Annotated in this window: 1 protein-coding gene (cut by a window edge); it reads left to right on the top strand. The window is 73.3% G+C overall.

Going from position 1 to position 16873, the window contains the following annotated elements; all coding sequences use genetic code 11:
* Positions 1-16873 carry the 3' portion of a non-ribosomal peptide synthetase gene (locus ON26_RS34740; RefSeq protein WP_040798720.1) on the top strand. The gene continues 9023 nt to the left of window position 1, outside the view, so only the last 16873 of its 25896 coding nucleotides appear in the window; the start codon falls outside the window, past its left edge; the stop codon is at positions 16871-16873.

Raw genomic sequence — 16873 nt, 5'->3', positions numbered from 1 at the left:
GCGCCTGCTGCGCGTGCTCGACGCCGACGGACCCGAGCACGTGCTGCTGTTCGTCGTGCACCACATCGCCGCCGACGGCTGGTCCTTCGCCCCGCTGACCCGCGACCTGGCCACCGCCTACCTCGCCCGCCGCGCCGGCGACCCGCCTGCCTGGTCCCCACTGCCGGTCCAGTACGCGGACTTCGCCTGCTGGCAGCGCCGCGCCCTGGGCGAGGCGACCGAGGCCGGATCGGTGCTGTCGCGTCAATTGGCCTACTGGACAACACAGCTCGACGACCTGCCCGACGTCATCACCCTGCCCGCCGACCGCCCCCGCCCCGCCGTGGCGAGCACCCGCGGCGGCGCCGTCACCGGCCGCCTCGATGCCGACCTGCACCGCGGCATCCAGGATCTGGCCGCCGCCCACCGCGCGACCCCGTTCATGGTGTTGCACACGGCACTGGCCGCCCTGCTCAGCCGCCTCGCCGTCACCGACGACGTCGTGATCGGCGCTCCCGTCGCGGGCCGCGGCGACCAGGCGCTCGACGAGCTGGTCGGCATGTTCGTCAACACCCTCGTGCTGCGCACCCGGGTGCGCCCCGAAGCCACCCTGGCCGATCTGGTCGAGTCGGTCCGCCGCACCGACCTGGCCGCCTTCGACCACGCGCTCGTGCCCTTCGAGCAGCTGGTCGACGTGGTCAATCCGGTCCGCTCGCAAGCGCATTCGCCGCTCTACCAGGTCGCGCTCACGCTGCAGAACCAGGCGAAGCCGCAGGTCCGCCTGCATGAGCTGGAGATCGGCGCACTCGAGGTCGGGCCCGCGCCCATCCAGCTGGACATGGACTGGACCCTGACCGACCACCACGACGCCGACGGCGCGCCCGCGGGCATCGACATCTACCTGCACTACGCCCTCGACCTGTTCGACGAGCGCACCGTCACCGGCTTCCTCGCCGGCTTCGAGCGGATGCTGCGGGCGATGGTTCGCGACATCCGCACCCCGGTCGGCGACGTGGAACTCATGTCGGTGGCCGAACGGGGCCTGCTGCTGTCGGAGCGCAATGCGACCGGGCGGCAGCTGCCCGAGGAAACCCTCGACGATCTGCTGACCGTGCGCGCCGACGCCGACCCGCACGGCCGCGCGGTCACCTTCGAAGGCGCGTCGTACACCTACGGCGAGCTGGCCGAGCGCGTGAACCGATTGGCGCACCACCTCATCGAGGCGGGCGTCGGCCCCGAGACCGTGGTCGGCCTGGCCGCGCTGCGCTCGGTGGACATGCTCGTGGCCATGTTCGCGATCGTGCGCGCCGGCGGCGCCTACCTGCCGCTGGACCCCGCGCATCCGGCCGACCGCCTGACCCGGATCGTCGAGGAGGCCCGGCCCGCCCTGGTGCTGGTGGTCGGCGGCGCGGAACTGCCGCCGCTGCCCGGCGTGCGCGCGGTCGTCCTCGCGGACCTCGACCTGTCCGGCTACCCGGCCCGCCCGGTCGGCGACGACGACCGCAGAGCCGAGCTGCGCCCGGACAACCTCGCCTACATCCTGTTCACCTCCGGCTCCACCGGCCGCCCCAAGGGCGTCGCGGTGACCCACCGCGCCATCATGAACCAGCTGCGCTGGCTCGAACACCGCTACGAGGTGACCGGCGCGGACCGCATCCTGCAACGCGCCCCGCTGACCTTCGACGTCTCGGTCTGGGAGTGCTTCCTGCCGATCGCGGTCGGCGCCCCGCTGGTGATCGCCGCGCCCGGCGGGCATCTCGACCTCGCCTACTTCGCCGGCCTGCTGCGCGAACACCGGATCACCATCGCCGAATACGTGCCCTCGGTGCTGGCCGCGCTCATCGGCGAAGGCATGGGCGACGCCTTGGCTTCCTTCCGGCACCTGCACTGCGGCGGCGAAGCGCTCACCCCCGACCTGCTCGCCGCCCTGCGCGGCGTGTTCGACGGCACAGTGCACAATGCCTACGGCCCCACCGAGGCCGCCATCTCGGCGGTCTACCACGAGTTCACCGACGCCGACCTGCCCCGGGGCGACGGGGCCGAGGCACGCGAACTGGCGATCGGCCGGCCGTGCTGGAACACCCGTGTCTATGTCCTCGACGCCCGGCTGCGGCCGGTGCCGACCGGCGTGCCCGGCGAGCTGTATCTGGCCGGTGACCAGCTCGCGCGCGGATACCAGGGCCGCACCGGGCTGACCGCCGAACGCTTCGTCGCCGACCCGTTCGGCGTACCGGGACGGCTCATGTACCGCACCGGCGACCTGGTCCGCTGGAACGCCGACGGCGATCTGGTCTATCTGGGCCGCAACGACTTCCAGATCAAGCTGCGCGGCCAGCGCATCGAACTCGGCGAGATCGAGGCCGCGCTGGCCGCCGTGCCCGGGGTGACCAATGCCGCCGTCCTGGTCGCCACCGACGCGGCGGGCCGCGACGCGCTCGTCGGCTACGTCAGCGGCGCGGATCTCGGCGCCGAAGCCGTGCTCGACGAGGTGCGCGAGCACCTGCCCGGATACATGGTGCCCGCGCACCTGGTCGTGCTGGACGCGCTGCCGCTGACCACCGTCGGCAAGCTCGACCGCAAGGCCCTGCCGCCCGCCGAGTTCACCACCGCCACCACCGCCTACCGGGCCCCGCGCCCCGGGGTCGAGACCGTGCTCGCGGGCCTGATCGCCGACCTGCTCGGCGGCGGTGTTCGAGTCGGCGCCGACGACGATTTCTTCGCCCTCGGCGGCAACTCGCTGCTGGCCATGCGCCTGGTCGCCCGCGCGAATGCCGCGCTGGACATCGCGCTCACCGTCCGCGAGATCTTCGAGGCGCCCACCGTGGCCGCGCTCGCCGCCCGGATCGCCGACACCGGCCCGGCCGCGGCGCGCCCCGCCCTGGCCGCCGCCCCACGCCCGGCCCGTATTCCGCTTTCGCACGCCCAGACCCGGATCTGGCTGCTCAACCGCCTCGACCCGGACTCGCCGGTCTACAACATCCCGCTCACCATCCGGCTCACCGGTGACCTCGACACCGCCGCACTGGAATCCGCCTTCGCCGACGTGGTCGACCGGCACGAATCGCTGAGGACGCTGTTCCCCGCCGATGCCGAGGGCCCGCACCAGGTGATCCAGGAGCGGGCCCCGCACCCGGACCTCACCCCGGTCGACGCCGCCGAACCGCGGCAGGCAGTTCTCGAATTCCTCTCCGCCGGTTTCGATCTGCGTACCACCCTGCCGATCCGTGCCCGGCTGCTGCGCGTGGCCCCGGGTGAGCACGTGCTCGTCGTGGTCGTCCACCACATCGCCGCCGACGGCGTTTCGATCGCCCCGATGGCCCGCGATCTGATGACCGCCTACGCCGCCCGCACCTCGGGCGCGTCCCCGCAGTGGCAGCCGCTGCCGGTGCAGTACGCCGACTTCGCGCTCTGGCAGCACGCCGTGCTCGGCGACCCCGCCGACCCGGACTCGCTGCTCGCGCGCCAGAGCGCGCACTGGCGCGCCGAACTCGCCGGCCTCGCCCCGGTCCTCGAACTGCCCGCCGACCGCCCCCGCCCGCCGGTGGCCTCCGGTCGCGGCGCGACGGTCGAGTTCGCCTTCTCCGCCGAACTGACCGCCGCCATCGCCGAAGTTGCCCGCACGCACGGCGTCTCGTCGTTCATGGTGGTGCACGCCGCCTACGCCGCCCTGCTCGCCCGCCTGGCAGGCACCGACGACATCGCCATCGGCACCCCCGTCGCGGGCCGTGCCGAACCGGCCCTCGACGACCTCGTCGGCATGTTCGTCAACACCGTCGTCCTGCGCACCCCCGTCCCCGCCGACCGGTCCTTCGCCGATCTGCTGACCCGGGTCCGCGAGATCGACGTGCGCGCCTTCGCCAACGCCGACCTGCCCTTCGAGCGCGTCGTCGAGGAACTGAACCCGGTGCGCTCCCAGGCGCATTCGCCGATCGTCCAGACCCTGCTCACCTACGAGCACCGCGACGACACCGTGCTGCGCCTGCCCGGCCTCGAGGTCGCGCCGTACCCGCTGGACAACGGCATCGCCCAGTTCGACCTGGCCCTCGAGCTCGCCGAACACGGCGCCGAGCAGGGCGGCGCCACGGCCGTCCGCGCGGTCCTGCGCTACGCCACCGACCTGTTCGACCGGGCGACCGTGCTCTCCTTCGGCGACCGTCTGGTCCGCCTGCTCGAATCCGCCGTCGCCGACCCGACCCGCCCGGTCGGCGACATCGAACTGCTCGACCCGGCCGAACGTGCCCTGGTCCTGTCGCACTGGAACGACACCACCCATCCGATCGCCGCTCCCGACGACACCCTCGCCTCGCTGTTCGATCGCCAGGTCGCCCGCACCCCGTCCGCCATCGCCCTCACCTTCGAGAGCTCTGTCCTCGGTGACCGGGACCGCACCGGCGACGACATCGAGCACCATGCCCTGCGCCCCGGCGCCTCCCCGCTCGCCGAGCCCGGGCACGCCGACACCGACTCCGCGCATCCGGAATCCGCCCGTTCGCAGTCCGCGCGCGCGGAGCTGACCTACGGCGAACTCGCCGGGCGTGCGAGGCGACTCGCGCGTTGGCTGGTCGCCCGGGGCGTGGGTCCGGGCGCGTATGTCGCGCTGGGCATGCGCCGCTCGGCCGACCTGGTCACCGCCATGTACGCGGTCACCCTGGCCGGTGGCGCGTACGTCCCGCTCGATCCGGAGCACCCGGCCGAGCGCACCGAGTACGTGCTGCGGACCGCGCAACCGATCTGCGTGCTGACAGCGGGGGAGGACCTGCCCGCCGGGTCCGCGCCCCAGGTGCGTCTCGACCGGCTGGACCTGAGCGGATTCGGCGACGGCCCGGTCACCGACGCGGACCGCACCGCGCCGCTGCGCCCGGAGCACCCGGCCTACGTCATCTTCACCTCCGGTTCGACCGGCAGGCCGAAGGGCGTCGCGGTCTCGCACGCCGCGATCGTCAACCGGCTGGTGTGGATGCAGGACCGCTACGGCCTGCGCCCGGACGACACCGTCCTGCAGAAGACCCCCGCCACCTTCGACGTGTCGGTGTGGGAGTTCTTCTGGCCGCTGCAGGTCGGCGCCCGCCTGGTCCTGGCCCGCCACAACGGCCACCGCGACCCCGCCTACCTGGCCGCGCTGATCGCCGCCGAGTCCGTCACCACCGCGCACTTCGTGCCGTCCCTGCTCGCGGTCTTCCTCGCCGAGCCGAAAGCACGCGACTGCCGCGGCCTGCGCCGGGTGTTCGCCTCCGGCGAGGCGTTGCCCGCCCCCACCGCCCAGCGCGCCCGCACGGTCCTGGGGACCCGTGTGCACAACCTCTACGGCCCCACCGAGGCCGCCGTCGACGTCACCTTCCACGAGGTCACCGACGCCGACGTCGACACCGTCCCGATCGGCCGCCCGGTCTTCAACACCCGCCTGCTCGTCCTCGACGCCCGCCTGCGTCCCGTGCCCGTCGGCGTCCCCGGCGAGCTCTATCTGGCAGGCGACCAGCTGGCCCTGGGCTACGTCGCCCGCCCCGACCTGACCGCCGACCGCTTCGTCGCCGACCCGTACGGACCAGCGGGCACCCGCATGTACCGCACCGGCGACCTGGTCCGCTGGACTCCCGAAGGCGAACTCGACTACCTGGGCCGCACCGACTTCCAGGTGAAACTGCGTGGCCTGCGCATCGAGCTCGGGGAGATCGAGTCCGCCCTGACCGCGCTGCCCGGCATCGACCGCGCCGCCGTCGTCGTGCGCCCCTCCGCCGCGGGCGACGACATGCTGGTCGCCTATCTGGTCACCGCGGAGCGGCGCAACGCCGCGTCGACCGGGACGACGACACCGCGTGAGGTCGCCGCTGCGGCGACGCCCGTCGCCGATGCGGGCCGGGCTGTCGCGGCGCGCACGGACTCGGTGCGCGCCGCCCTGTCCGACCGCCTGCCCGCCTACATGGTCCCCGCGGCCTTCGTGACGCTCGAGGAATTCCCGCTGAACTCCTCCGGCAAGCTCGATCGAAAGGCGCTGCCGGAGCCGGTGTTCGAAGCCGCGACCTACCGCGCTCCCGACACCGACGCCGAGCGCACCGTCGCCGCCGTCTTCGCCGAAGTGCTCGGCCTCGACCGGCTCGGCGCGGACGACGATTTCTTCGCCCTGGGCGGCAACTCCCTCAGTGCCACCAGGGCTGTGGCCCGCCTCGGCGCGGAACTGTCCACCGACCTGCCCGTCCGCCTGCTCTTCGACGCCCCGACCGTCGCCGGATTGGCCGCGCGCGCAGCCGGATTCACCGCGTCCGCGCCGCGACCGGAACTGCTGGCAGGCCCGCGCCCGGACCCGCTGCCGCTCTCGCCCGCCCAGCAGCGCATGTGGTTCCTCAACCGCTTCGACCCCGAGGAGACGGCAGGCAACATCCCGGTCGCCATCCGCTTCGCCGGCGATCTCGACCGGGATGCGCTCGCCGCGGCCGTCGCCGATATCGTCGACCGGCACGAGACCCTGCGCACCGTCTACCCCGACCGCGACGGCGTCGGTCACCAGCTGATCCTCGCCCCCGGCCACACCCCGGAGATCGCCGAACTCGACGGCTCCGACCCGGCGGCCGCGCTCACCGCCTTCGTGACCACGCCGTTCGACGTGACCGCCGAGGTCCCGCTGCGCGTCGGCCTGGCCCGCCTCTCCGAGCGCGAGCACCTGCTCGCGCTGGTGGTACACCACATCGCCGCCGACGGCTACTCGATGGGCCCGCTGGCCCGCGACCTCGCCGCCGCCTACACCGCCCGCGTGACCGGCGCCGATCCGGCGTGGCCCGAACTCACCGTCCAGTACGCCGATTACGCGCTGTGGCAACGCGATCTGCTCGGCGCCGAATCCGATCCGGACTCTCTCGCCGCCGCCCAGCTCGGCTTCTGGCGCGAACGCCTGCGCGGTCTGCCCGCCCAGCTCGACCTGCCCACCGACCGCCCGCGCCCGGCCCTGGCCTCCCAGCGCGCCGCGAGCGTGGTCGTGCCACTGCCCGAGGACATCGACACCGCCATCGCGACGGTGGCCGCTCGCTACGAGGCAACCCCGTTCATGGTCGTGCACGCCGCGCTGGCCGTGCTGCTGGCCCGGCTGTCCGGCACCGGCGACATCGCGATCGGCGCCCCCATCGCCGGTCGCGGCCATCGGAGCCTCGACGACCTGGTCGGCATGTTCGTCAACACCCTGGTGCTGCGCACCGAGATCACCGGCGCCGACACCTTCGACACCGTGCTGCGCCGGGTCCGCGAGGGCGACCTCGACGCCTTCGCCCACGCCGAGGTCCCTTTCGAGCGCCTCGTCGAGGTGCTCGACCCGCCGCGCTCGGAAGCCAGGCACCCGCTGTTCCAGGTGGCGCTGTTCTTCCAGAACCTGGCGCCGATCTCCGTCGAACTGTCCGGCGTCACCGTCGCCGAATACCGCATCGACCACGAGGTCTCCCGCTTCGACCTGCAACTGACCGTCGCCGAGCGATCACTGCGCTTCACCTACGCCACCGACCTGTTCGACGAGCCGACCGTGCGCACCATGGCCGAGCGCTACCTGCGGCTGCTGGCCGCGGTGGCGACCGACCGCGACGTCCCGGTCGGCGACATCGACCTGTTCGGCCCGGGGGAGTTGCGCCGCGTGGTCACCGAGTGGAACGACTCCGCGCACACCGCGCCGCTGGCCGAACTGCTGCTCGACGAGTTCGAGGCCCAGGCCGCCGCCACCCCGGACGACCCGGCGCTGGTCTACGTTCCCGACGACGATTCACCCGCCATCGTGCTGAGCTACGGTGAACTCGACCGCCGTGGCAACCAGCTGGCCCGCCACCTGATCGCCCTCGGCGTCGGCCCGGAAAGTCTGGTGGCCCTGGGAATCCGGCGCTCCGTCGATCTGGTCGTCGCCATGTACGCGGTGCTCAAGGCGGGCGGCGCGTACGTGCCGATCGACCCCGACCACCCGCCGCTGCGCATCGCCCACATCCTCGAGACCGCCGCCCCGGCCGCCCTGCTGACCGCCGACCGCGACGCGGTGGCCTTCGACTACGCGGGCCCGATCGTCGCCGTCGACGGCATCGACCCGTCCGCGTACTCCGACGAGCCGATCGCCGCCCATGAACGCCCGGCGCCGCTCACCCCGGAGCACCCCGCCTACGTCGTCTTCACCTCCGGCTCCACCGGAAAGCCCAAGGGCGTCAGCATCTCCCACGCCGCGATCGTCAACCAGGTCACCTGGATGCAGTCGCAGTACCGGCTCGACGCCGACGATGTGTACCTGCAGAAGACGGCCACCACCTTCGACGTCTCGCTGTGGGGCTACTTCCTGCCGCTGCGCGTCGGCGCCACCGTGGTCCTGGCCACCCCCGAGGGCCACCGCGACCCCGCCTACCTCGCCGAGGTGATGGGCGCCTACGGCGTGACCGTCACCGACTTCGTGCCGACCATGCTCGGCGTCTTCGCCGGTCACGTGGCCGAGTCGGGCGATACCGCCGCGCTCGGGCAGTTGCGGATGGTGTTCGTGATCGGCGAGGCGCTGGCCGCCGAGACCGTCCGCGCGTTCGGCGCGATCAGCTCCGCCGCCCTGCACAACCTGTACGGCCCGACCGAGGCGGCGGTGAGCATCACCTACCGCGAGGTCACCGGCGAGACCGAGCGCGTGGTCATGCCGATCGGCAACCCCGAGTGGAACAGCCGCGTCTACGTGCTGGACTCGCGCCTGCGCCCCACCCTCCCCGGCGTGGCGGGCGAGCTGTACCTGGCGGGCATCCAGCTGGCCCGCGGCTACCACGGCCGCCCCGCCCTCACCGCCGACCGCTTCGTCGCCAACCCCTTCGGGAGTTCCGGCGAGCGCATGTACCGCACCGGCGACCTGGTGCGCTGGGAGACCCACGGCGACACCGCCGAACTGGTCTACCTGGGCCGCACCGACTTCCAGGTGAAGTTCCGCGGCCAGCGCATCGAACTCGGCGAGATCGAAGCCGTGCTGGCCGCGGTCCCCGGCGTCGCTCAGGCCGCGGCCCGCGTGATCGGCGACCATCTGGTCGGGTACCTGCTGCCCGGCGGAAACCACGCGGCCGGGATGGACGCCGCACCCGACGCTGCCGTGCGGGCAGGCGCCAGTGCCGAGACCGCAGGCCTCGCCGTGCCCGGTGATAACGCCGCGACGGTGCGCGCGGGCGCGGCCGACCCCGCGCGGCTGGTCGAGCGAGCCCGCGCCGCCGCCCACGCCGCGCTGCCCGCGTACATGATCCCCTCGGCCCTGCTGACGGTCGAGGAGTTCCCGCTCAACACCTCCGGCAAGCTGGACCGCTCCGCCCTGCCCGAACCGGTCTTCGACTCCGGCGACTACCGTGCCCCGGTCACCGCGGCCGAACGCCTCGTCGCCCAGGCCTTCTCCGAGGTGCTCGGCGTGACCGGCGCGGGCGTCGACGACAGCTTCTTCGACCTGGGCGGCAACTCGCTCAGCGCCACCCGGGTCCTGGCCCGCATCGGCGAGCGCCTCGGCAGGCGGGTACCGGTCCGCCTGCTGTTCGAGCAGCCGACCGTGGCAGGCCTGGCCGCCGCGCTCACCGCCGACGGCGACACCGGCCCGGCGGTGGTCCCGCTGGTCGCGGGTCCCCGCCCGGAGGTGCTGCCGCTCGCCCCGGTCCAGCGCGGCATGTGGTTCCTCAACCGCCTCGATCCGGACTCCCCGGCACACAACATCCCGGTCGCGATGCGCCTGACCGGCGAGATCGACGAGGACCGGCTCGCCGCGGCCTTCGCCGCCGTCGTCGCCCGCCACGAATCGCTGCGCACCTACTACCCGCAAGGCCCGGACGGCGCCGGCCGCCAGGTGATCCTGCCCGCGAGCGAGCACCCCGTCCGCCTGACCGTCGAGGACGTCGAGCCGGATCGTCTCCAGGCCCGCGTCGCCGAATTCCTCGGCGCCGGCTTCGATGTCACCACAGAGGTCCCGGTGCGCGCCGTGCTGCTGCGCGAGAGCGTGGACAGCCGGGTGCTCGTCGCCGTCCTGCACCACCTCGCCACCGACGGCTTCTCCCTGCGCCCGCTCCTGCGCGACCTCATGGCCGCCTACTTCGCGAGCGTCGCGGGTGCCGAGCCGGCCTGGCCGGAACTGTCCGCCCAGTACGCCGACTACGCCCTGTGGCAGGCCGCGGCGGTGGACGCGGTCGCCGACCGCGAACTCGCCTTCTGGCGCGAGACATTGCGCGGCCTGCCCGAGGAACTGGCGCTGCCCACCGACCGGCCCCGCCCGCCGGTGGCCGCCAAGCGCGGCGCGACCGTGCGTGGCAGGCTCGGCGGCGACTTGGGGGCCAGGATCGCCGACCTGGCCCGCCGCCACGACGCGACCCCGTTCATGGTCGTGCACGCCGCGCTCGCGGTGCTGCTGGCCCGGCTGTCCGGCTCCGGCGACATCGCCGTCGGCACCCCCGTCGCCGGTCGTGGCGAGGCCGCCCTCGACGACCTCGTCGGCATGTTCGTCAACACCCTGACCCTGCGCACCCACCTCGCCCCGGCACAGAGCTTCGACAGCCTGATCGAGGCCACCAGAACCGCCGATCTGCAAGCGTTCTCGCACGCCACCGTGCCGTTCGAACGAGTGGTGGAGGAACTGGGCGTCACCGCGAGCCCGGCCCGCCATCCGCTGTTCACGGTGGTGCTGAACTACCAGAACATGGAGTCCGGCGCCGTCACCGTGCCCGGCCTCGAACTCGCCCCGGTCGACTTCGACGAAACCGTCGCCCGCTTCGACCTCCAGTTCACCCTGGCCGACGAACCCGACGCCGACGGTCACCTGCCCGTCGAAATCGAGTACGCCGCCGACCTGTTCGACGAGTCCACCGCCGCCGGCCTGCTGCGCCGCTTCGGCCGCCTGCTCGGCGCGCTCACCGGTCATCCGGACCAGCCGGTCGGCGCCGCCGAACTGCTCGCACCGGGCGAACGCGCCGACCTGCTCGACCGCTACGGCCCGACGACCCCGCCGTGCACCCTGGCCGACATGCTGGCCGGCGCGGTCGCGGCGAACCCCGACGGCCTCGCGGTCGTCGACGGCGAAACCCGTCTGACCTACCGCGAACTGGACGAGCAGTCCGCGCGCCTGGCCAGGATGCTCATCGGCCACGGCATCGGCGCCGAGGACATCGTCGCCCTCGCCATCCCGCGCTCGGCCCGCTTCCAGCTCGCGCTGTGGGCGGTGGCCAGGACCGGCGCCGCCTTCGTCCCGGTCGACCCCACCTACCCGCCCGACCGCATCGCCCACATGCTCGCCGACTCCGGCGCGGTCCTCGGCCTCACCGTCGGCTCCGCCCGCGCCGCCCTGCCCGGTGACACCGAATGGGTGGTGCTGGACGCCCCCGCGACGGCGACCCGGCTGCGCCACACCAGTCCGGCTCCGATCGCCACCGGCGAACTCGTGCGCCCGGTGCGCATCGCCAACCCGGCCTGGATGATCTACACCTCCGGTTCCACCGGTCTGCCCAAGGGCGCGCTGGTCACCCACGCGGGCATCGCCGGCGTCGCCCGCACCCAACGCGACCGCTACGCCGTCACCGCGAACGCCCGGGTGCTCGGCGTCGCCTCCCCGAGCTTCGACGCCGCCATGCTGGAACTCCTGCTCGCGCTCGTCGAAGGCGGCACGCTGTTCCTCACCCCGCCCGAGGTGTTCGGCGGCGACGAACTCACCGAGTTCATGGCTGCCAACGAGGTCACCCACGCCTTCATCACCCCGTCGGTGCTGCGGACTCTCGACCCCGCCCGTCTGCCCGCCTTCGGCCACCTGATCATCGGCGGCGAGGGCTTCGGCCAGGACGCGGTGGACACCTGGGCGCCCGGCCGCGCCGTGCACAACGGCTACGGCCCCACCGAGACCACCATCGTCGCCACCGTCAGCCCCGCGCTGCTGCCCGGCCACCCGGTGGAACTCGGTGTGCCGCTGGCCAATATGTCGGCCGTCGTCCTGGACGCAGGTCTGCGCCCGGTGCCCGCGGGCGTGGCCGGTGAGCTCTATCTGCGCGGCGCGGGCCTGGCCCGCGGCTACCACGCCCGCCCCGGCCTCACGGCCGAGCGATTCGTCGCCGACCCGTACGGGACCTCCGGCGAAAGGCTCTATCGCACAGGAGATCTGGCGCGCTGGACCGCCGGAGGCGCGCTGCAGTACCTCGGCCGCACCGACCACCAGGTGAAGGTCCGTGGCTTGCGCATCGAACTCGGCGAGATCGACGCCGTGCTCTCCGCGCACGAAAGCGTTCGCGAAGCCGTCACCCTCGGCCACACCGGCCCCGACGGCACGGTCTCGCTGGTCTCCTATGTGGTCGCCGAGCCCGGCCGCCACCTCGACCCGGCCGAGCTCACCGCGCACGCCGCCCGCTCGCTGACCGCCTACATGGTGCCCGCCGCCGTCGTCGTCCTCGACCGCATGCCGCTCACCCCCGTCGGCAAACTCGACCGCGACGCCCTGCCCGAACCGGTGTTCCAGGCCGCCGCCTTCCGCGCTCCGGAAACCGCGGCCCAGGTCGCGGTCGCGGCGGTGTTCGCCGAGGTGCTCGGCCTGCCCGCCGGGGAAGTCGGTCTCGACGACGACTTCTTCGCCCGCGGCGGCAACTCGCTCACCGCCACCCAGGTCGCCGCCCGCCTCGGTACGGCCCTGTCCGTCTCCGTCGGCGTCCGCACCGTCTTCGAACACAGCACCGTCGCCGACCTGGCCGCCGCCCTCGCCGAGGCGGGAGAGACCGCCCGGCCCCGGCTGACCGCCCGCACCCGCGCGGCGGACGAAGCCGTCCCGCTCTCGCTCGCCCAGCAGCGCATGTGGTTCCTCAACCGCCTCGACCACCAGTCCACCGCCTACAACATCCCGCTGGCGGTCCGCCTCACCGGCGAACTCGATGTGGCCGCGCTGGGCGCCGCCGTCGCCGATGTGGTGGCCAGGCACGAAGTCCTGCGCACCGTCTACCCCGAACGCGACGGCGAACCGGTCCAGGTCGTCCTGCCGGTCGACCGGGCCGGCATCCCGGTGCTCGTCCCCATCCCGGTCGCCGTCGACGACCTGCCCACCGCCGTCCTCGATTTCGTCGGCGCCGGCTTCGACGTCACCGACGCCCCGCCGCTGCGCGCCCGGCTGTTCCGCCCGTTCACCGGCACCGATCCCGCCGACGAGACCCACGCGGACACCGAAGCCGCACCGGTCGGCGACCGTGCCGCGGCGGCCGGAGCGCAGCACCGGTCCCAGGCCGACGAGCACGTCCTGGTCGTCGTGATGCACCACATCGCCGCCGACGGATCCTCACTCGCTCCGCTGGCCCGCGACGTGATGGTCGCCTACGCCGCGCGCCGTCGCGGTCACGCTCCCGCATGGACCCCGCTGCCCGTGCAGTACGCCGATTTCAGCCTCTGGCAGCGCGCCCTGCTCGGCGCCGAGGACGACCCGGACTCGCTGGTCTCCCGCCAGCTGCGGTTCTGGCTCGACACCCTCACCGACCTGCCCGCCCAGCTCCCGCTGCCCACCGACCGGCCGCGCCCGGCCGTCGCGTCCACCCGGGGCAGGCACGTCGACTTCACCGTCGACGCCGCCACCCACGCCGCTCTCACCGAACTGGCCCGCGCCCACGGCGCGACCCCGTTCATGGTCGTGCACGCCGCCTTCGCGGTCCTGCTGGCCAGGCTCTCCGGCACCGACGACATCGCCGTGGGCACCCCGGTGGCCGGTCGCGGCGCGGCCGAACTCGACGACGTGGTCGGCATGTTCGTCAACACCCTGGTGCTGCGCGCCCGTGTCGAACCCGCGGCGAGCTTCACCGACCTGCTCGCCCGGGTGCGTGCGGCCGACCTGGCCGCCTTCGCGCACGCCGACATCCCCTTCGAGCGCCTCGTCGAGGTCGTCAACCCGGAACGCTCCACCGCCCGCCACCCGCTGTTCCAGGTCGGCTTCTCCTTCCACAACCAGGCCGAAGCCGACGTCGACCTCGACGGAATCACGGCCACAGCGGTCGATTTCGACACCGAGGTCTCCCAGTTCGACCTGCACCTGGTGGTGACCGACCGGCACACCCCCGACGGCACACCCGCGGGCATGGATGCCGCCATCACCTACGCGACCGCCCTGTTCGACGAATCGACCGTCGCCAATATCGCCGGCCGCCTGCGGCGCCTGCTCACCGCGGTCCTCGCCGCCCCGGACACCCCGGTCGGCGATCTCCCGCTGCTCGACGCCGCCGAAACCGAACGCATCGTGCACGGCTGGAACCAGCCCGACCGGTTCTGCGCGTCCGGCACGCTGGCCGCCGGATTCCACGCGCAAGCCGCCCGCACCCCCGACGCGATCGCCGTCGTGGACGGCGACCGTACCCTGACCTACGCCCGGTTCGCCGCAGGCGTCAACCGCCTCGCACGAGTGCTCATCGCTCGCGGTATCGGCCCGGAAACCGTGGTGGCGCTGGCCATTCCGCGCAGCACCGAACTCCTGACCGCCATGTACGCGGTGCTCACCGCGGGCGCCGCCTACGTCCCGCTGGACCCGGCGCACCCGCTCGAGCGCACCTCCGCGGTCCTGGCGGCCGCGGACCCGGCGCTGGTGCTGATCTCCGCGAGCAACCCGATGCTGCCCGAGAGCGTGCGCGCGCACGAGATCGTGCTCGACATCGACACCGCCGCGGTCATCGGCGCCGAGATCAGCCCGCACCCGGTGCGTCCGTATGAATCGACCCGCCCGGCTCGCCCCGAGGACGCCGCCTACATCATCTTCACCTCCGGCTCCACCGGCACACCCAAGGGCGTGGTGGTCCCGCAGGCCGCGGTCACCCACCAGCTCGAGTGGATGCAGTCCGAATACGGCCTGACCACCGACGACGCCGTCCTGCTGCACACCTCCGCCGCCTTCGACCTCTCGGTCTGGGAGTTCTGGTTGGCACCGCGCACCGGCGCCGCCCTGGTGCTCGCCCCCGAAGGCGCGCACCGCGACCCGCAGGGCCTGCTGGACCTGATCGCCCGCACCGAGGTCACCACCCTCACCCTGGTGCCCTCACAGCTGGCCATGCTCACCGAGGTCAGCGAGGGCCCGCTCCCCGCCGCGCTGCGCAGGCTGCTGGTGATCGGCGAGCCCCTGCCCGCCGAGACGGTGCACCGCGCCGCCGCCCTGACCGCCGCCCGCCTGGACAACCTCTACGGCCCCACCGAGGCCGCGGTCTCGGTCACCAGATACCGCACCGGCGCCGGTGATCCCGGCGCGGTCGCCCCGATCGGCACCCCCGAGGCTGGCACCCGCGTCTACGTCCTCGACGACCGTCTGCACCCGGTCCCGACCGGCGTCGTCGGCGAGCTCTACCTCGGCGGCGCGCAGCTGGCCCGCGGCTACCACGGCAGGCCCGATCTCACCGCCGACCGCTTCGTCGCCGATCCCTTCGGCGAGCCCGGCAGCCGCCTCTACCGCACCGGCGACATGGTCCGCTGGACCGCCGACGGTCAGCTGGTCTTCGTCCAGCGCCGCGACTTCCAGGTCAAGGTGCGCGGCTACCGCATCGAACTCGCCGAGATCGAGCACGCCATGCGCGCCCACCCGGCCGTCGGCGAGGCCGCAGTCCTCGCCCACGACTCCGGCGCGGCCGACGCGATACTGGTCGGCTACTACACCCTGCTCGATCCCTCGCGGGCAGGCGATCGGGAGGGCGCCGAGGTCACCGCGGGTGCCGTCGATAAGGTGCCGACGCTGGACCCCGAGGAGCTGCGCGCGGCGCTGGCCCGGTCCTTGCCCAGCTACATGGTGCCCGCCGCCCTGCTGCCCATGGACGCCCTGCCGCGCAACGCCAACGGCAAACTCGACCGCGCCGCCCTGCCGCGCCCGCAACTCCGTGAACGCGAATACCGCGCGCCGGCGACAGAACTGGAGAGCGCTGTCTGCGCGACGTTCGCCGAACTGCTGCGCGCGGACCGAATCGGCCTGGACGACAACTTCTTCGAACGAGGCGGCAACTCCCTGCTCGCCACCCGCCTGGCGACCCGCTTGGCCGAAGTGCTGGGGGAGCGCATCCCCGTGCTGTGGCTGTTCTCGGCCCCGACGCCTGCCGGCCTGGTCGCCCAGCTCGAACGAGCACGCGCGGGCCGCGGCCGGCTCGACGAGGACGCCGCCTTCGACGTGCTGCTCCCGCTGCGCACCGGTGGCACCGGCGAACCCCTGTTCTGCGTCCACCCCGCAGGCGGCGTCGCCTGGTCGTTCGCGGGTCTGGCCGCCCATATCGACGCCGACCGCGACATCTACGGCCTCCAGTCGCCGGTACTGAATTCGGCCGAACCCCTGCCGGATTCGATCGACGACTTGGCCCGCCGCTACGTGCGCGAGATCCGTGCCGTCCAGCCCGAGGGCCCCTACCACCTCCTCGGCTGGTCACTCGGCGGCGCCCTGGCCCACGCCATCGCCATCCAGCTCCAGGACGAGGGCCAGTACGTCGCCACCCTCGCCATGATGGACAGCCCCCGGATCGTGGGGCCGATCGCCGTCTCCACCGTCCCGGTAGCCGACCTGGTCGGCGGCCTGCTGGGAGAACCCACCGCCGAACTCGAGGCCGTCCTCGGCGCCGACTTCGACCCGTCGGACTGGGACTCCCGACGCCTGGCCGCCCTGATCGCGGACCTCCCCGAACCGTTTGCCTCCTTCGGTCCCGACCGCCTCACGCGCCTGCTGGCCGAAGGCGCCCGCTCCCTCGACCTGCTCACCCGCTACCGCCCCCGCCGCTACAAGGGCAACCTCCTCTACTTCACCGCCGCCCACGACGACCCCACCGGCGCCACCGGCGCGGCGACCTGGGCCGAAGCCGTAGACGGCACCGTCCACAACCACGCCGTATCCGCCACCCACTGGCGCATGACCTCCGACCGCGCCCTCGCCCGCATCGGCCACGTCCTGACCACCGCCTGGGCCGAAGCCCACCGATCCTGA

It is taken from the genome of Nocardia higoensis NBRC 100133, assembly GCF_000308595.1.
Lineage (GTDB): Bacteria > Actinomycetota > Actinomycetes > Mycobacteriales > Mycobacteriaceae > Nocardia > Nocardia higoensis.
Note: the sequence above shows the minus strand (reverse complement) of the source record. Positions and strands in the feature narration are given on the sequence as shown.